Origin of the sequence: Desulfofundulus thermobenzoicus, from assembly GCF_009428905.1 — a bacterium.
Lineage (GTDB): Bacteria > Bacillota > Desulfotomaculia > Desulfotomaculales > Desulfovirgulaceae > Desulfofundulus_A > Desulfofundulus_A thermobenzoicus.
Map to the genome: position 1 here is coordinate 30,571 of NZ_WHYR01000005.1, position 17,752 is coordinate 48,322.

The following is a 17,752-nucleotide window of genomic DNA, read 5'->3' on the forward strand; positions in this document are numbered from 1 at the left end:
AAATAATATCCCCTCTTAATAGTTATTCGCTATTACTATAGATTTTCCTTCCCTGACCCTCGACAATTTTTTACCCGTCCTGTCCGCATTTGCCCATGGTTCTTCTTCGCCATATGGACCATCCCCCGTGGCTCCTCAGGGGATAAATGCCTGCGATGGGTTTATTCCGGTGCGGAAAAGGCCCGGGGGATAAATAAACGGCGAAACTGGGCTATGGCATAATAATCGGTCATTCCGGCAATATAATCACAGACCACCCTTTCCACACCCACATCTTCGGCCCTTTTCAGTTGTTCCGCCGGCAAAGCGCCGGGATTTTTGATGAAATAGCTATAAAGATACTGTACCACATGACGGGCTTTTGCCTCTTCCCGTTTAGCCTCGGATCCGATATAAACATGTTCAAACAAAAAAGCACGCAACCGGTCGGTGGCTTCCCGTATTACCGGACTCATGGCAATCACCGGCTTTTCCCAGCTGGTGGTAATTAAATCCAGGACCATGGTGTTAATGCGTTCCCGGTGGGTGTAACCCAAAACCGACAGACAATCCCGGGGGAGATCCTCAAGGGTGAGAATACCCCCCCGGATGGCATCATCAATATCGTGATTGATATAGGCCACCCGGTCGCAAATTTTTACCACCTGACCTTCCAGGGTCTGCGGCTGTACCGGCCCGGTATGGTTCAGGATGCCATCCCTGACCTCCCGGGTGAGATTAAGCCCCTTTCCACCCTCCAGCTCATCCACCACCCGTAAGCTCTGCTCGTTGTGGCGAAAGCCGGGGGCAAAAACTTCGTTCAATGCCTCTTCCCCTATATGACCGAAGGGGGTGTGGCCCAAATCATGACCCAGAGCAATGGCTTCGGTAAGATCTTCATTCAAAAGCAGGGCCTTGGCCACGGTACGGGAAATCTGGGCAACTTCCAGGGTATGGGTCAAACGGGTACGGTAGTGATCTCCTTCCGGGATGATAAACACCTGGGTTTTACCCTTTAACCGGCGAAAACTTTTGGAATGGATGATCCGGTCCCGGTCCCGCTGGAAAGCCGTGCGCACCTGGCATGGCTCTTCGGGGTATAAACGCCCGGCGCTGGCCGCACTGCAACAGGCATAGGGGGATAACAAATCCCTTTCCATTTTTTCTGTGCGCTCCCGAATATACATTTCCCCACCCCTCGAGCCAGAAAACCCCCGGACCACAGGGCGGCATCCGGAGGCGTCAGTGGATTAAACAAAGGTTTGCGGCCTGTTCCGTAGACCCCGGGTGGCCCGGGCCACCTCCACCACCCGGCGGGCCAGCGCCACGGCCCTCTGTATACCCTGGGGATCACCGGCAACGGGATCCTGAGCGCAGGCCCCCTGGTGTCCCGGGTCATTTTCCCGGTAACCATCCCCCACCACCGTCATGCCCTGGCAAAGCATCAGGTCATGCATGGCTCTCAAGGTCGTCTCCTGACCGCCAAAGCGGGCGCCGCCCACCGCCAGCGCCCCACCCACCACATTCAACAGGGCCTTTTCCGCCCGTAGCTGACGGGTGTGATCCCAGAAGGATTTCAACTGGGCCGAAATGGTACTGAAATACACCGGGCTGCCCATGATAATCCCGTCGGCCCGGCGCAGCAGATTAAACATCTCCGCCATTCTGGTGCCGGCAAAGCATTTGCCCCGGCAGGGATTGGAACACAGCACGCAATAGGGCACCTTCAAGTCAGCCAGGGCCTGGGAAACCTGTAAAAAAACAAAACTGGCCCCGGCCTTCTCCACTACCTCCCGGGTGGCCATCAACATTTGGGCAGTATTCCCGTCCGGACGGGGACTGCCATTTAAGGCTAAAATCAGCATCGACATACCCTCTTTTCACCCTGGTATGTTATACGCCGGAAATGGTGAAATTCCTTCCCCATGACATTTGTAAAAAGTATGCCTTTTAAGGTCCATTTAGACCTTTGACGACCTACCAAGGCTGATATGGGCCAGTGGTGTATAAACAGGTCCTGTACGGTACAGCTGGCTGCTCATTAAATCCACGGAAGTAACCGGACAGGTAATGGCAGGCAGGCCGGCCAGGGAACGCACTTTATCTATCAGTTCCGCCACTCCCCTGTCCGACCGCAAGCGGGCCAGGGTCAAATGGGGCGAAAAGGCCTGTCCGCCGGGGGGAAAGCCCTGGGTGGCCATGGCACTGCCCAGGGCGGCATACAGGAACTGCAGCCGGTCGGCGCCCTCCCGGACACCCATCCAGAGCACCCTGGGTCGCCGGATATGGGGGAAGAAGCCCAGGCCGCCCATCTGCACCGAAAAAGCACCTCTTCCGCATAAAACTCCGGTGGCGGCCGATATTAGACCATTAACCCGCCATGTTTCCACGTCACCCAGGAACTGCATGGTCAGGTGCAGATTTTCTTTTTCCACCCATTTGGCATCGGCCCTGGAGGTTTTCAGCTGCAATTGAATCTGAAAGAAATGCTCTTTTAAGTTTTCCGGCAGGTTTATGGCCCAGAACAGGCGCAGTTTCCGCATTTCATCGCCCCCGTTTCCTTTCAAAACTGGTATTCCAGCAGGACCTGGACGAAAACTTCCACAATGCGGGGATCGAATTGGGTGCCGGCATTGCGTTTTAACTCGTTTATGGCCACCGGCACCGGCAGTGCCCTGCGGTAACTGCGGTCGGATGTCATGGCGTCAAAGGCGTCGGCCACCGAAAGAATACGGCTTAAAAGGGGTATTTCTTCTCCTTTCAGGCCCCTGGGGTAACCCCGACCGTCGTACCGCTCGTGATGGGCCAGCACCACCGGGACCACCTGCTCCAGCCAGCTGATGTGGGATAAAATGGCCGCCCCCTTGTCCGGGTGGCAGGTTATCTGGACAAACTCTTCCGGCAACAGGGGACCGGGTTTATTCAGTATATTTTCCGGCACCCCTATTTTGCCCACATCATGTACTATACCGCAAATATAGGCCAGATCCACTTCTTTCTCCTGCAGTCCCAGGGCCTCGGCAATGAGACGGGCATATTCGGCCACCTTTTCGCTGTGTCCCATGGTATAGAGATCCCGGGCACCAATGGCTTCGGCAAAGGCATATATGGTTTCAAACTGTTCGGAAATAGTGGTCAGGCGGCTCATCACCGCCCGCTTTAAAAGTTCCCGGTGGCGGAAGATGTCGTGATAGACGGCGCAGGCACCCAACAACTGCCCGCCGGAAGAATGTACAAAAAAGGTATCCACCAGAAAAAAGCGGGGCAACTGGTGAAATACGGTTTTTACCTCCACAAAGCGGGCATTGAAGGACCGGCCCGTTTCCAGGGTTTCCATTAAAGCGCTGCGGTATTTACCCCGCCGGTCGAATTTACGGCCCTGGTAAAGGGCTTCTATCAGGGGGCGACCGAGAAGCTCTCCCCTTTCAACCCCCAGATCATCTTCCACGGCCCGGTTGACAAATATCAACCGGCCATGGAGATCGGACATTAAAACGGGACTGGGCAGGCTGTCCAGGATTAACTGTGCCATCCCGTGCTCCATGCTCTCCATGGCAGATCCCCTTTTTGCCGGTACAGGTAGCCGCTACCGCCTGTAATATACTGCAACAATATTCGCTTTTGGGCATCACTTTTCCTGTAACATGGCCGGGAAAATGGGGGAAAAACAAAAAGTCCTTCCCTGCGGCGGGAAGGACTGAACATCTTATCTATTGGCCATTTTTCACCTTTGCCCGGGCTGCCGCCAGACGGGCGACGGGCACCCGGTAGGGGGAGCAACTGACGTAGTTCAGGCCAATCTGGTGGCAGAACTCGATGGAATCGGGATCCCCGCCGTGTTCCCCGCAGATGCCGATGAGCAAATCCGGTTTGGTGCTGCGGCCCAGTTCCACGCCCATGCGCATCAGTTTCCCCACGCCGGCCCGGTCCAGGACCATGAAGGGGTTTTCGGGCAGGATCTTTTTCTCCACGTATTCATGGAGGAACTTGCCTTCCGCATCGTCCCGGGAAAAACCAAAGGTGGTCTGGGTCAGGTCGTTGGTGCCAAAGGAGAAGAAATCCGCCTCCCGGGCAATTTCATCAGCCAGTAGGGCCGCCCGGGGTATTTCAATCATGGTGCCCACGCTGTATTCAAAGGTGACTCCCCTTTCTTTCATCACCTGTTCAGCCACTTCGTCAACCAGCTGGCGCAGGATGGCCAGCTCCTTTACCTCGCCCACCAGGGGTATCTCCACTTCCGGGAACACCTTTACGCCCTCGGAAACCAGCCGGGCGGTGGCCTGGAAGATGGCCCGGGCCTGCATGGCATAAACCTCGGGGAAAGTAATCCCCAACCGGCAACCCCGGTGACCCAGCATGGGGTTGAACTCCGAGAGCGCCCGCACCTTTTTCAGCAGGTTTTCCTTCGGCCCTATCTCCTCCTCACTGGCGCCGGTCAGGCGCAGGCGGGTGATTTCCACCAGCAATTCCTCCGCATTGGGCAAAAATTCATGCAAAGGGGGATCCAGCAGGCGAATGGTCACGGGCAGCCCTTCCATGGCTTTCAAAATACCGTAAAAGTCGCCCTCCTGCATGGGCAGCAACCGGTCCAGGGCTTCCTGCCGCTCGTCACCGGTGGAGGCCAGGATCATCTGCTGCACAATGGGCAGCCGGTCCACAGCCATAAACATGTGCTCCGTACGGGTCAGGCCAATCCCTTCGGCGCCAAACTCCCTGGCCCTGGCCGCATCCTCCGGGGTATCGGCATTGGCCCGCACCCCCAGGCTGCGCACCCCGTCGGCCCATTGCAGCAGTTCCTGGAACTCCGGCGAAAGCTCCGGATCAATCATGGGCACATGTCCCAGGATTACCTGCCCGGTGGCCCCGTCAATGGAAATGAAGTCCCCTTTCTTCACCACCAGATCGTTCACCTGAAACAGCTCCCGGTCGTAATCAATACGGATGGCTTCACAGCCGCAAACGCATGGTTTGCCCATTCCCCGGGCCACCACGGCGGCGTGGCTGGTCATCCCGCCCCGGGAAGTGAGCACACCCTGGGCGGCCACAATGCCGTGAATATCGTCGGGGGTGGTTTCGGTCCGCACCAGGATGACCTTTTCTCCCTGGTTGCCCAGGGTTTCAGCCTCATCGGCGTCAAAAACCACCTTGCCGCCGGCCGCCCCCGGTGAAGCCGGCAGCCCTCTGGCAATAACCTCCAGCTGGGCATTGGGGTCGATGCGGCGGTGCAGCAACTGGTTCAACTGGGCCGGTTCCACCCGCAAAATAGCCTCTTCCCTGGTAATCAGTCCCTCGTGCACCATATCCACGGCAATCTTCACCGCCGCCTGGGCGGTGCGCTTACCCGTCCGGGTCTGCAGCATGTAAAGTTTGCCCCGTTCAATGGTAAACTCAATGTCCTGCATGTTGCGGTAGTGTTTTTCCAGCAACTCACAGGTGGCCGCAAACTGATCATATACCGACGGCATTTCTTCCTTCAAGTCGGCGATGGACCGGGGGGTACGGATACCGGCCACCACATCCTCACCCTGGGCGTTGAGCAAATATTCGCCGTACAGCTCCCTGTCACCGGTGGAAGGGTTGCGGGTAAAGGCCACCCCGGTACCGCAATCGTTGCCCAGGTTGCCGAAAACCATCACCTGAACGTTCACCGCCGTACCCAGGTCATCGGGTATACGGTTGATGCGGCGGTAGACAATGGCCCGGTCATTGTTCCAGGAATTAAAGACGGCATAAATGGCTTTAAAGAGCTGTTCAAAGGGATCCTGGGGGAAGGGCTGCCCGGTTTCCCGCTCAATGAGGGCTTTGTATTCTGCCACCACTTGCTGCCAATCTTCGGCTTGCAGCTCGTGGTCGTAGGTCACCTTCCGGCGCTGCTTGCAATTATCCAGGATATGCTCAAACCGTGCGTGTTCAATACCCAGCACCACATCGCCAAACATGTGCAGGAAACGGCGGTAACAGTCCAGGGCAAAACGCCTGTCGGCGGCCCGGGCCAGTCCCTCCACCGTCCGGTCGTTCAACCCCAGGTTCAATACAGTATCCATCATCCCGGGCATGGAGACGGGCGCGCCGGAACGCACACTCACCAGCAGGGGATTTTCCGGATCCCCAAAGCGTTTGCCCGTCTTATTTTCCAGTACGGTCATCATTTCCCGCACCTGATCTTCCATACCCGGGGGAAACCGGCGGTCGTGGACGTAAAATTCCCGGCAGGCTTCGGTGGTAATGATCATCCCGGGCGGAACGGGCAGGCCGATATTGGTCATCTCCGCCAGATTCGCCCCCTTGCCCCCCAGCAAATCCTTCATTCCGGCGCTGCCTTCTTCAAACAGATAGACGTACTTTTTACCTGACATGCCTTTCCCCCCTGTAGTATATTTCCAGCACCCGGCTGGCAGTTTCTTCAACGGCTTTATTGGTGACATCTATGACCGAACACCCTGCTTTGCGCATAATTCCCTCGGCGTATTCCAGTTCTTTTAAAATGCGTTCCATGCTGGCGTAATCGGCCCGGGAAGTAAGGCCCAGGGTTTTCAGCCGCTCCCGCCGGATTTCGTTCAACTGCCTGGGTTGGATGGTCAAACCAATCACCCGGTGGGACGGCAGCTTAAATATTTCTTCCGGCGGCGCCACCTCGGGAACCAGGGGAACGTTGGCGGCCTTGATGGCCTTGTGGGCCAGATACATGCACAGGGGAGTCTTGGAGGTGCGGCTGACACCGATGACCACCAGGTCGGCACGCAAGATCCCCCGGGGATCCTTGCCATCATCGTATTTCACGGCAAACTCCACGGCTTCTACCTTGCGGAAATATTCTTCGTCGGTACGGCGCACCAGGCCGGGTTCCATTTTGGGTTGCCGGCCTTCCACCATGGCCAGGGCGTCAATCATGGGCGTGAGTATATCCACCGTGGGTATATTATACCTGGCCGCTTCCCTCTCCAGGGCCTGCCTTAATTCCGGCACCACCAGGGTATAGGCGATAATGCAGGGTATGGTGCTGGCTTCCGCCACTATTTCCGTGATCTCGGCCACATCCTGAACATAAGGCACCCGGTGAATATCCACGCCACCGGAATTAAACTGGCTGGCGGCGGCCCGGGCCACCAGTTCGGCTGTTTCTCCGATGGAATCGGAAACCACATAAATCACCGGGTGTACCAGATCTTTCGCGGTAATGGCTACCTCCCCCTTAATTTCCCTCTCCCAGTTCAACAAAGAGGCGGGTTATATTGGTTTTGGTCAGGCGGCCGATAACTTCCAGTTCCGTGGACTTGGCCCCTTCCCCGGCCGGGCGGACCACAGGCAGGGCATCCACCTCGTGGGAGATCAATTTTTTGGCCGCTATCCACACGGAATCCTCCGGCCCCACAGTAATCACATTGGGCATACGGGTCATAACCACCCCTACCGGCAGTTTATGAATATCCTGTCCCCCCAGGGTGGTTTTCAGCAGGTCCTTGCGGGAAACAACCCCCTCCAGAAGACCCCCTTCCCGAACCACGAACAGCGTGCCCACATCCTCAATAAACATGGTCACCACCGCATCGTAGACCGAACAGTGTTCCGGCACCACCACGGGGACGGATTTGATTTCTCCCACCTTGATCCGGTGTAATTTTTCGGCAATGACCTTGCCCGGTGTTTTCCCGCTGTAATAATAACCCACCCGGGGGCGCGCCTCCAAAAGACCGGACATGGTCAAAATGGCCATATCCGGACGCAGGGTGGCCCGGGTCAGGGAGAGCCGCTCGGCAATTTGCTCGCCGGTGATGGGGCCTTCCTTTTTCACTATTTCCAGAATGGCTTCCTGCCGCTTGGAAAGTTCCAATTCCATCGCCCCTTAAAGAGCCAAATGTGCCATACTATTTATCGCAATCCTCCCAATATAATATATTATATATTCATTTGAAATTCCCTTCTTGCTCCGGGAGAAAAAATCATGTATACACAACCAGCTTGCTCAGATCGGCTATACCTGAGGCCAGGGCCACTACACCTTTCAGCAGACCCAGACGGTTATTGCGAATTGTCTCATCTTCCACCATCACCATTACACCGTCAAAAAACTGGTCCACCGGCGCCCTCAGGGAAGCCAGAGCCTCCAGCGCCCCCCGGTAGTCCCGGGCATCCATGAAGCGCTGCACCCGCTCCTGCACCTGCTTTAAACTTTCGTACAGGGACACTTCCGCCGGGTGGGCCAGGGCGCCAGGATCAACGGTGGTGAAACCATGTTTTTTGGACAGGTTATAGGCGCGGTTAAAGGCTGTCCAAACGGCTGCAAAACCCGGTTCCTCCCGAAAGGCAGCCAGCGCCCGGGCACGCTGCCACAGGCCGGTAATATCGTCCATACCGGTGGACAGAACCGCCTCCACCGTATCGTAGGAAATACCCGCGTCGGCCAGGATTCCTTTCATGCGCTGGGCGAAAAATTCGGCCAGATCCGTCCAGACCTGCTCAAGGCCGATTTTTAATTCCACCCGCCCCTGATACTGTCCATAGGCCCGGTCGACCAGCTCCCGCAAAGATAAAACCAGTCCGGCATCCAGGATAACATGACATATGCCCAGGGCCTGCCGCCGCAAGGCATAGGGGTCCTGGGAACCGGAAGGTTGTATGCCCATGGCAAAACAACCCACCAGGGTATCCACTTTGTCGGCCAGGCTTAAAATGCGTCCGGGAAAGGTGTGTGGCAGTTCATCACCCGAGAAACGGGGAAGGTAATGTTCATAAATGGCCCGGGCCACCGTGGGATCTTCTCCCGCAGCCAGGGCATATTCCCGTCCCATGATCCCCTGCAATTCCGGGAACTCGTAGACCATGCTGGTTACCAGATCCGCCTTGCACAGGTGGGCCGCCCGCAAGGCCTGCTCCGCCTCCCTTTCATCCGCTCCCAGTGCCGGGATCAGGTAACGGACCAGTCCGGTCAGGCGACCCACCTTGTCGTAAACGGTGCCCAGGCTTTCCTGCCAGACAATCTTTTTCAATGCCTCCACCCGGCTGGCCAGGGGGCGTTTCAAATCCTCCTTCCAGAAAAACACGGCGTCGGACAGGCGGGCCTTCAAGACCTTTTCATTGCCGGCTCGCACCGTGTCCAGATATTCTTTACCACCATTGCGCACGGCAATAAAGCAGGGTAACAGTTTTCCGCCGGCTCCCCGCACGGGAAAGTAGCGCTGGTGTTCCCGCATGGAAGTAATCAGCACTTCAGCGGGCAGTTCCAGGTAGGCGGCATCAAAGGTGCCCAGAAGGGCGGTGGGATATTCCACCAGGTTGGTCACTTCGGTAAGCAACTCTTCATCGGGCAACACCTGCCCGTTCCGACCTGCCGCCAGCTCCCGCACCTGTTTCCAGATCATTTGCCGGCGTTCCCGGGGATCCACCACCACCCGGGCTTCCTCCATGATCCGGAAGTATTCCCCGGCCGCCGGAATGGTCAGGGGACGGGGACTGAGCACCCGGTGCCCGTAGCTTATCCGTCCGGCGGACAGCCCGGCAAAGGAGAAGTCAACCACCTCTTCCCCGTAAAGGGCCACCAGCCAGCGAATGGGACGGGCAAAGCGAACTTCCTGAACCCCCCAGCGCATGGGCTTGGGGAAATGCAGCCCGTTAATCAAAGAAGGGCCCATCCCGGCCAGCACCTCCTGCGCCGGGCGACCTTCCTGACGCTTCACCGCAAACACATATTCCACCGGACCCACATTTTTGACCACCAGCTGAGAAACGTCCACCCCCTGGCTTCTGGCAAAACCCAGGGCCGCCCTGGTGGGCTCGCCGGACTGGTTGAAGGCCACCTTCAGCGCCGGACCCTTCACCTCCTGCACCAGGGATTCCTGCCGGGACGCCAGGTCGCGGACAAACAAAACCAGCCGGCGGGGTGTGCCCAGGGCACGGATCTCACCGTGGGCCAGCCGGTTCTCCCGCAACAGATCCCGGGCCAGTTCCTGCAGCTGTTCCAGCGCCGGATCCAGAAAGCGGGCCGGTATTTCCTCCGTACCTATTTCCAGTAAAAAGTCCTTTGTACTCAAAGAATTATCCCCCTCGAAAAGTAAGTTAAAATCTGTACCATATACATTTCATTTCATTAACTTTTTGCTATTGCCGGATAGTTACTTCAAGGCGCCGGGGACCCTGCGGTCCTCCACCCGCCTCCCCTTGCCTTCCTTCAGAAGGGGGTAACCCATCTCTTCCCGCTGGGCCACATAGGCCTCGGCGCAGGCCCGGGCCAGAGCGCGCACCCGGTGGATAAAAGCGGTCCGCTCGGTTACGCTGATGGCCCCCCGGGCATCCAGCAGGTTAAAGGTATGGGAGCATTTAAGCACATAATCATAGGCCGGCAGGACCAGCCCTTTCGCCACCACCCGGCGGGCTTCCCTTTCATACATATCAAACAGTTGAAAGAGCATGGCCGTATCTGCTTCCTGGAAGTTGTAATGGGAATGCTCCACCTCACCACGGTGGTGCACGTCTCCATAAGTAACGCCGTTCACCCACTCGATGTCGAAAACGTTATCCTTCTGTTGAATAAACATGGCCAGGCGTTCCAGGCCATAGGTGATCTCCGCGCAAACGGGACGGCAGTCCAGGCCGCCGCACTGCTGGAAATAGGTGAACTGGGTTACCTCCATGCCGTCCAGCCATACTTCCCACCCCAGCCCCCAGGCTCCCAGGGTGGGTGATTCCCAGTTATCTTCCACAAAGCGGATATCGTGCTTTTCCGGTGCGATACCAATGGCTTTCAGACTGTCCAGATAAACCTCCAGCACATCATCGGGAGAGGGCTTAAGGATCACCTGGTACTGGTAATAGTGCTGCAGGCGGTTGGGATTTTCCCCGTAACGACCGTCGGTGGGCCGGCGGGAGGGCTCCACATAGGCCACCCGCCAGGGTTCCGGTCCCAGCGCCCGCAGAAAAGTGGCCGGGTTCATGGTGCCGGCCCCCTTTTCCACATCGTAGGGCTGCTGGATAATACAGTTCTGGTCGGCCCAGAAACGATTCAAGGCCAGGATCAGGTCCTGAAAATTCATTCCCGGCATACCTCCTTAAAATAGTTGCTGATAGTCAAAAACAAAAATCAAGCCCCCCGCCCGGACATGATCATGTCAGGGACGGGAGGCCATTCCCGCGGTTCCACCCTGCTTGGCCGCCCTGATGACGACCCCCTCTTTCCAGCGCAGGCTTTACTCACCACCACCAGATCCGGCGGCTTTCCTCCTGCCGCTCGGGAACCCCTTTCACATGGGATCGTTTTACCGGGCTTCCACCTCTCCCCGGCTCTCTGACAAAACTCCCCCCGCTACTCTTTCCCTCATCGCCGGATATGCTGTTGAATAATGTTAATTTACCAGATTTACGTGGCAAAGTCAATGCCGGAATGCAAGGCTGCCCTGCGGTCAGCACACGTCCATAGACGAAGGGACTGCAATTCCGGTAGCGCCTGCCCGATTTACGGGAAGGGCGGTATTTTACCGCACCTCCCCTGGCGTAGGGTCCGCCGGTTCCACCCTGTCTTCCTCCCTGCCCGGTCGCTCAATTTCCAGGGTATAATTCCTGGCCATGGCCGTCACCGCCCCCAGTGCCCCCAGCACGGCCAGCTGACTGCTGGCCAGGGTACCCAGCAACCCCAGTGCTCCCACCGAAGCCGGCAATTCCACCACCGTTCGCTCACCCTGCTTGATTTTGATGCGGGTTTCCTGACCCCGCTGGAAAATTTCCTTCAATTGTTCCAGCAACTCCTGGCCCCGATCCTGCAGCTTTTCCGTAAAGTTCTTCTTTTCATCTTCCAGGCGGATGAGGGCTTGCACCACATCCCCCCCGGCCGCGTCCAGAGCCTCCTTGGCCTCTTTATAACCCACCCCCAGGCGTGCCCTGATCAGATCAATTTTTTCCAGCTCACTATTCATTACTCATCCTCCTCCGGGATTTTTACACGCTAACCATATTTAACCCGGGAGTTCGGTTCTTTATACATCTTCCAGCAGGGCTAGAAAACGGGTGGATTTCATCTGCCGCTCCAGATGATATTCCATGTGGCGGCGTAATATTTCCCTCATCTCCTGCCTCTCCCGAAGCCCCGGCCGCAACTGCCCGAGCCTGGCCAGGGGCCAGCGCAATAAAAGCTTTAGCAGTTCAATGGTTCCCCGGTTGCAGGAAAGCCCCCCACTCCCCTCCCGGGCGCAACCGGCGCAGAGCACACCCCCGGCCCCGGGATGAAAGGTCAAAGGGCCCGCACCCAGGGGTGCCCCGCATTGCACGCAGTGTTCCAGACAGGGCCGGTAGCCCAGCATGGAAAGCAATTTTATTTCAAAGGCCCGGGCCAGCAAACGGTGATCGGCGTCCCCCAGCCGGCGCAGGCCCTCCAGCAAAAGGGCAAATACCGCCTCCGCCGGTTCCCCCTGGGCGGTCATGCCGTCCACCAGTTCGCTCAGGTAAGTGGCATAACCTATCTTGTCCAGCCGGCAACGCAATTCCGGAAACATTTCGATTAACTCGCACTGGCTGACCGTGTCCGGACCGTTGCCCCGGCGCAGGAGAAACCGGGAATGGGAAAAGGGCTGCACGGCCCCCCGTTTGCGACTGGTGGGTTTACACGCCCCGTAGGCCATTACCTTTATCTTTCCCTTTTCCATGGTAAAAAGGGTCAACAGCATGTCGGCATCCCGTATATTGACGGACTTTAAAACCACTGCCTGGACTTTATACAATTTCATCATTGTCCACTCCGGTCCGGTAATATTATGTCAATTCTTAGCAGGTAAAAAATTCATTTCCCCTGGGATTAACAATGAAAATCTCCGGCCTGCCCACCATATATTTTACTGTACCGGGCCGGAGCCTGACCAGGAGGTGGAGCAAATTAAAGTCCTGGTTTTCTCCCCGCGTAAAATCAGGAATCTGGTTATCGCTTTCCTGCTTCTGGCCATTTTTTCATCCAGTTTGCACCGGGTGGCCAGCGCCCGGCATAAGGATTCCATTCAGGCCCTTTCCTGGGCCCTGGCCCGGCGGGTAGTGGTGGTGGATCCCGGCCACGGCGGGGTCGATCCCGGGGCCGTGGGTAAAAATAACGTGCTGGAAAAGGATCTGGTGCTGGCCGTGGGACACCGGCTGGCCCTGTACCTGCGCCAGGCCGGGGCCAGCGTAACCATGACCAGGGAAGAGGACCGGGATCTGGCCGACCCCGAATTGCAGGGGCTGTATAAACGCAAACGGCAGGACCTGGCCCGGCGGGTGGATCTGGCCCACAGGCTGAAAGCGGATGCCCTGATCAGTATCCACATCAACAGTTTTCCCAATCCATCGGAAAGCGGGATACAGACCTTTGCCCGGGCCGATTCCCCGGAAAGCTACAAGCTGGCCCGCTGTATCCAGTCGGAGATGAATACATTGCTGAAAGTCAACGGGCGGGTACCCCTGCGGGGGGATTTTTACCTGTTGCGGGAATCCCGGGTACCCGCGGTGATTGTGGAGATTGGCTTTATCACCAACCCCAGGGAATACAAACTGTTGCAGGATCCCCTGTATCAAAGCAAACTGGCCTGGTGCCTGTACGCCGGGATCGTGAAATACTTTGCTGAACAGAATAACGAACAGCAGGAAAAAGGTGGCAGGCAACATTGAAGGAGGTGAGGTATTTGGAACCCAGCCGCATAACCAACCTCTGGAGCAAGATATCCACCAATCCCGGTCGGCCCGTTTCCCGGGTGGTTATTGAATCCACCTCTCCCTTCCCCTACGAAATCGTGGAATATACTCCCGGTGAACTGGTGCTGACCGCTGTGAAAGCCAGGGCCAACATGTACTGCAACACCATTGATATTTATGACGGTCTCATTGACCGGGTCAGGGTGGAAGAATCTTCCCGGGGCGTGGTCTTTCATATTCAGCTGAACCATCCGGCCCCCTGTAAGGTCGACATGGAACCGGGAATACCCGCCCGCACCATTTTAACCTTTGACCGGGACATTTTAAGACAAATATGTAAAAATAAAGTGCTCATCATAGACCCCGGCCACGGTGGCAATGATCCGGGAGGCAGGGGACCGGTGGATCTGCTGGAAAAACATGTGACCATGCAGATGTCCCTGGAATTAAAAAAACTTTTAATCCCCCTGGAAGTCCGGGTACACCTTACCCGGCAGAAGGATGAGACCATATCCCAGCGGTCACGTTTTAACCTGGCGGCAAAAATTGGGGCGGATCTGTGGATCGGCATCCATACCCATCACGATCCCGATGCCGCCGTTGCCGGTTCGGCGGTCAAATATAACCCCGGTTCTGACGGTTCGGCCCGGCTGGCCGAACTGGTGCTGACGGAACTGATCCGTAAAATTAAACGTCACTCCCGGGGAACCCACCCCGATCCGGGTTTAAGGGCGCTGGGGAAACTACCGGCGATCATCGTCGAACCCGTGGCCATTTCCAACTGGGTGGAAGAAGGGCTTTTGCGTAATCCCACTTTTTATGTTAAAACCGCCCAGGGAATAATCAATGGATTGAGCAATTTCTGGTCGTCTCGGAAATGATTCTGCCAAAATAGTCCATCAGAACAATATCACGTAAAAGGCATGGTGTTGTGCCGGAATGAAACATGAGAAGCAGGGTGTGAGAGCTAAGAAGCGGGGTGTAAGATTATTGCCGGCTTTGGCCCGGCCAAAACCTACCTAAATCTCACCTCTCACCTCTCAACAGCCCTCCAGGTATACTTTTCCCTGCTCCGTATAAGAATATAAGGAACAAATAGACATTTTAACTTCAAACGACCGCGGCAGCCGGTGATATTCATGTTGCGTTACACTCTGGTCATTCTGTTCCTGTTTCTGTACGGTCTGGGACACCCCCTTCCGGCCCCGGCCGGGGAACACCGGTGCGGGGAAAACGAACCGGTGCAACTCACCGCCCCCTTTCACCGGGGCAGGGATATTGCCAACCTGCAACAATGCCTTACGGTGATTGGTTACTTCCAGGGAAAGAACAGCGGTTATTATGACCAACCCACCATGCGGGCTGTGTGCCGTTTTCAAAGGGATCACGGCCTCACCCCCACCGGGGTGGTGGATCAGGCCACCTGGCAGGCCCTGAGCCTGGCCATGATTGCCCGGGCGGTACCGGAAGCCGCTCCCTCTCCCCATTATGATCTCTTTATCCTGGTAAACACGGAAAACCTCACCCTGACTGTTTTTTCCCGGGGGCAACCGGTGCGCCAGTATCCCGTGGCCCTGGGACGGCCCGGATCGGAAACTCCAACGGGTCAGTGGAAGGTAATCGATAAGTCGGCCGAATACGTACCCGGCATGGGCCCCCGCTGGTTGGGCCTGAACATTCCCACGGGAACCTTCGGCATCCACGGCACGGACAGTCCCTGGTCCATCGGCACCTTCGCCAGCGCCGGTTGCGTACGCCTGCACAACGCCCACGTACTGGAGTTATACGATTGGGTTTCCGAGGGCACACCGGTATTAATCCTGGGCAACCCCTTAAAGAACGGCTATCCGGTTTTGTATTCCGGCAGCTGCGGAAGCGTGGTGCAGGAAGTGCAGCGGACATTGCACAGACTGGGGTATTACGAAGACAAACCCGACGGTGTTTTCGGAACGGGTACGGCCAGGGCGGTGTCCAGGTTCCGGGAAAAACACGGCCTGTCCCCCGCGGCCGTGGTGGACGAGCCGGTTTACCGGTTGCTGGGACTGTAACCCCGTGGTGTGTATCCTACGCCGAAGTCAAAGGGTGAGTGGATGAAAGAGCCCCGCCTTATGGAAGCTGGCAGGTAGCTATTCAGATAAGCCGGCGTAGGCACGGCGTTATCCCGCTTACTCCGGTGCTTCGCAATGTCGTTCGCTCCGGGCAACGCCGTACCTTTGTATTAACCACCGGTTTCAATAAACACTTACGCTGGCGGAATATTTATGGTTGAAAAGTCTTTTCCCGCCCCGGTTATCCCTCCCCTGCCCGGTGCATATATTTGTCCATAGGCAAAGTTGTCCACGGGCAGGTGATGTTTCCATAGACCGTATATTACTTATTGCTGCACTTACGGCAGTCATTCATCTGACTGATACGCTGGTTTATGCCGTGAGACTGTCCGGGGTGATTACCAGGCGCCTGGCCACAGCCTTTTCCCTGTTTCAATTAATATCCCTGCTGGCCAGCACCGCCAACCTGATTCAGGCGCCCCTGTTATCATCGGTGGTGGAACGAACCATTAACACCGGCCTGCAGCACACCGGTACCGCCGGGCAAAACCTGCTGGAGTCACCCCTGTACTACCAGCAACTGGCCCATCTTTGCCTGGATATTCGCATGATTATTTTCGCGGCCACCCTGGGCACTGTGGCTGGCGTGCTCTCAACCCCGGCCTTCAACTATATTTTCACCAGGGTGATTTTCCTTTTTGAAGAGGCCGGTTCCATTCCCCGGCTGATCCTGATGTTGCTCTCGCCATACCGCCTGGCCCGTACATTGCACAAAAGGCCCCGGTATGGGGTTACCTTCAGGCCTTCCCTGCCCGCCCGGCCCCGGAATATCCCCATGGCCTTTCTGGCGGCCAATACCCTGGTCATCGGCATCTGGACCACGGGGGTTTTATCGGCGTTATACGCCGGCGCCCTGCTGCCGGACTACCGCTCCACGGCCAGCCTTCTTTCCGGGGTGGTTAACGGCGCAGCCACCATTCTTTCGGCCATGATTGTGGATCCCACAGCAGCCACCATTACCGACCAGGCACTGCGGGGAACCAGGGATCAGCGGGATGTGCGCCAGATGGTTTATTACCTGTGTTTGACCAGGGTTTTAGGTACCATCCTGGCCCAGGCCCTTTTCCTGCCGGCCGCCGTATTGATTAAAGAAGTGGCCCTGGTCATTGCCGTTTCCAATCACTAAAAATGGGCCACCGGACAGGCACACAATTGTCGCCGGCGGATAACCTGATATTAGCTGTGCTCACCCGCCCGGGCCCGGTTATCAGAGCACGGCGAAAGGTGATGATGCCCTGTGCGCTGCTGCACCATACCCATCCGTACCCATGTAATCAACGAACAGGACGATATTGTGTCCCTGGTCCAACGCTATACCACCGGCATAGCCGGTCCCGGAGATGTGATTGCCATTGCCGAAAGCGTGGTGGCCATTACGCAGAAAAGAGCCATATTACCGGAAGACGTTCATCCGGGACTGCTGGCCCGCTTCCTGTGCCGCTTTCCCGCCAAACACGGCAGCCTGGCCACTCCGCCGGCCATGGAACTGGCCATCAGGGAGGCCGGACCGGCAAGGATCCTTTTGGGCTGTGCAGCCGCAGCCCTGGGCCGGCTATTGGGCAGGCGGGGCCTGTTTTACCTGGTGGCCGGACGGGAACTGGCCTTTATCGACGACATTGCCGGTACCATGTGGCCCTATGAAAGACATATTATCCTCGGTCCTCAAAAACCGGGCAAAATCGTAGCGGCCATTAAAGAAGCCACCGGTGTCGATGCAGTGATTGCCGATGTCAACGATATCCGCTGTGTGGACATCCTGGCGGCCACCACCCCGGCAAGCAGGAAAATAGCCCGGGAAGCACTGGTTGACAATCCCTTTGGCAACGACGACCAGCAAACACCCATCGTGGTTATCAAAACGGTGAAGGAGGCGTCAGACCAGGCCGCATGAACAGCGGCGTGAAACCTTTGGTAAATACGGCGGCGCCACCGGCCGGGCGGCAACCATTATCCGCCGCCGGAATCCCGCAAGCAACCCCGGGTTTGGCGCCAGATAAGAAACACAATGGAAATGGAGGGGGCAC

Annotated in this window: 16 protein-coding genes; 5 read left to right on the forward strand and 11 right to left on the reverse strand. The window is 56.9% G+C overall.

Annotation, left to right across the window (positions count from 1 at the left end):
* Nucleotides 1-161: 161 nt before the first annotated feature.
* The 11 genes from GFC01_RS02890 to recO all read right to left on the reverse strand — a co-directional run bounded on the left by GFC01_RS02890 (nt 162) and on the right by recO (nt 12,689).
* Nucleotides 162-1,166 (reverse strand): deoxyguanosinetriphosphate triphosphohydrolase, encoded by a 1,005-nt coding sequence (locus GFC01_RS02890; protein WP_152945138.1) that lies wholly within the window; start codon nt 1,164-1,166, stop codon nt 162-164.
* A 63-nt stretch (nt 1,167-1,229) separates the two neighbouring features.
* The gene (locus tag GFC01_RS02895; protein WP_152945139.1) at nt 1,230-1,844 is read right to left on the reverse strand and encodes a flavodoxin family protein; all 615 of its coding nucleotides are present in this window, start codon (nt 1,842-1,844) and stop codon (nt 1,230-1,232) included.
* Between the two features lie 96 nt (nt 1,845-1,940).
* Nucleotides 1,941-2,522, reverse strand: coding sequence for an RNA 2',3'-cyclic phosphodiesterase (thpR, locus tag GFC01_RS02900; RefSeq protein WP_152945140.1), 582 nt, complete (start codon nt 2,520-2,522; stop codon nt 1,941-1,943).
* A 20-nt stretch (nt 2,523-2,542) separates the two neighbouring features.
* Nucleotides 2,543-3,532, reverse strand: coding sequence for an HD-GYP domain-containing protein (locus GFC01_RS02905; RefSeq protein WP_152945141.1), 990 nt, complete (start codon nt 3,530-3,532; stop codon nt 2,543-2,545).
* Between the two features lie 157 nt (nt 3,533-3,689).
* Nucleotides 3,690-6,335: a pyruvate, phosphate dikinase gene (gene ppdK, locus GFC01_RS02910; RefSeq protein WP_152945142.1), complete on the reverse strand. Its 2,646-nt coding sequence runs from the start codon at nt 6,333-6,335 to the stop codon at nt 3,690-3,692.
* A complete protein-coding gene (locus GFC01_RS02915; RefSeq protein ID WP_152945143.1) occupies nt 6,325-7,197 on the reverse strand; it encodes a pyruvate, water dikinase regulatory protein in 873 nt (290 codons plus the stop codon). Before GFC01_RS02915 ends, ppdK begins: the two co-directional genes overlap by 11 nt.
* A complete protein-coding gene (ccpN, locus tag GFC01_RS02920; RefSeq protein WP_152945144.1) occupies nt 7,172-7,810 on the reverse strand; it encodes a transcriptional regulator CcpN in 639 nt (212 codons plus the stop codon). The genes GFC01_RS02915 and ccpN overlap by 26 nt, the downstream gene beginning before the upstream one ends.
* 109 nt (nt 7,811-7,919) lie before the next feature.
* Nucleotides 7,920-10,007 (reverse strand): glycine--tRNA ligase subunit beta, encoded by a 2,088-nt coding sequence (gene glyS / locus GFC01_RS02925; RefSeq protein ID WP_152945145.1) that lies wholly within the window; start codon nt 10,005-10,007, stop codon nt 7,920-7,922.
* Between the two features lie 81 nt (nt 10,008-10,088).
* The gene (gene glyQ, locus GFC01_RS02930) at nt 10,089-11,006 is read right to left on the reverse strand and encodes a glycine--tRNA ligase subunit alpha (protein WP_152945146.1); all 918 of its coding nucleotides are present in this window, start codon (nt 11,004-11,006) and stop codon (nt 10,089-10,091) included.
* Between the two features lie 438 nt (nt 11,007-11,444).
* Nucleotides 11,445-11,882 (reverse strand): DUF4342 domain-containing protein, encoded by a 438-nt coding sequence (locus GFC01_RS02935; RefSeq protein ID WP_152945147.1) that lies wholly within the window; start codon nt 11,880-11,882, stop codon nt 11,445-11,447.
* Between the two features lie 60 nt (nt 11,883-11,942).
* Entirely contained in the window at nt 11,943-12,689 is a 747-nt protein-coding gene (gene recO, locus GFC01_RS02940) for a DNA repair protein RecO (RefSeq protein ID WP_152945148.1), read from the reverse strand.
* Between the two features lie 136 nt (nt 12,690-12,825).
* Between recO and GFC01_RS02945 the strand changes: the two genes are divergently transcribed.
* The 5 genes from GFC01_RS02945 to GFC01_RS02965 all read left to right on the forward strand — a co-directional run bounded on the left by GFC01_RS02945 (nt 12,826) and on the right by GFC01_RS02965 (nt 17,619).
* A complete protein-coding gene (locus GFC01_RS02945; RefSeq protein WP_341473717.1) occupies nt 12,826-13,596 on the forward strand; it encodes an N-acetylmuramoyl-L-alanine amidase family protein in 771 nt (256 codons plus the stop codon).
* Nucleotides 13,597-13,610: 14 nt separating this feature from the next.
* On the forward strand, nt 13,611-14,501 hold the full coding sequence (locus GFC01_RS02950) for an N-acetylmuramoyl-L-alanine amidase family protein (protein ID WP_152945150.1): 891 nt from the start codon (nt 13,611-13,613) through the stop codon (nt 14,499-14,501).
* A gap of 258 nt (nt 14,502-14,759) precedes the next feature.
* On the forward strand, nt 14,760-15,668 hold the full coding sequence (locus tag GFC01_RS02955; protein WP_152945151.1) for a L,D-transpeptidase family protein: 909 nt from the start codon (nt 14,760-14,762) through the stop codon (nt 15,666-15,668).
* Nucleotides 15,669-15,927: 259 nt separating this feature from the next.
* On the forward strand, nt 15,928-16,854 hold the full coding sequence (locus GFC01_RS02960; protein WP_341473726.1) for a lipid II flippase Amj family protein: 927 nt from the start codon (nt 15,928-15,930) through the stop codon (nt 16,852-16,854).
* A gap of 111 nt (nt 16,855-16,965) precedes the next feature.
* A complete protein-coding gene (locus tag GFC01_RS02965) occupies nt 16,966-17,619 on the forward strand; it encodes a coenzyme F420-0:L-glutamate ligase (protein ID WP_341473718.1) in 654 nt (217 codons plus the stop codon).
* Nucleotides 17,620-17,752 lie beyond the last annotated feature (133 nt).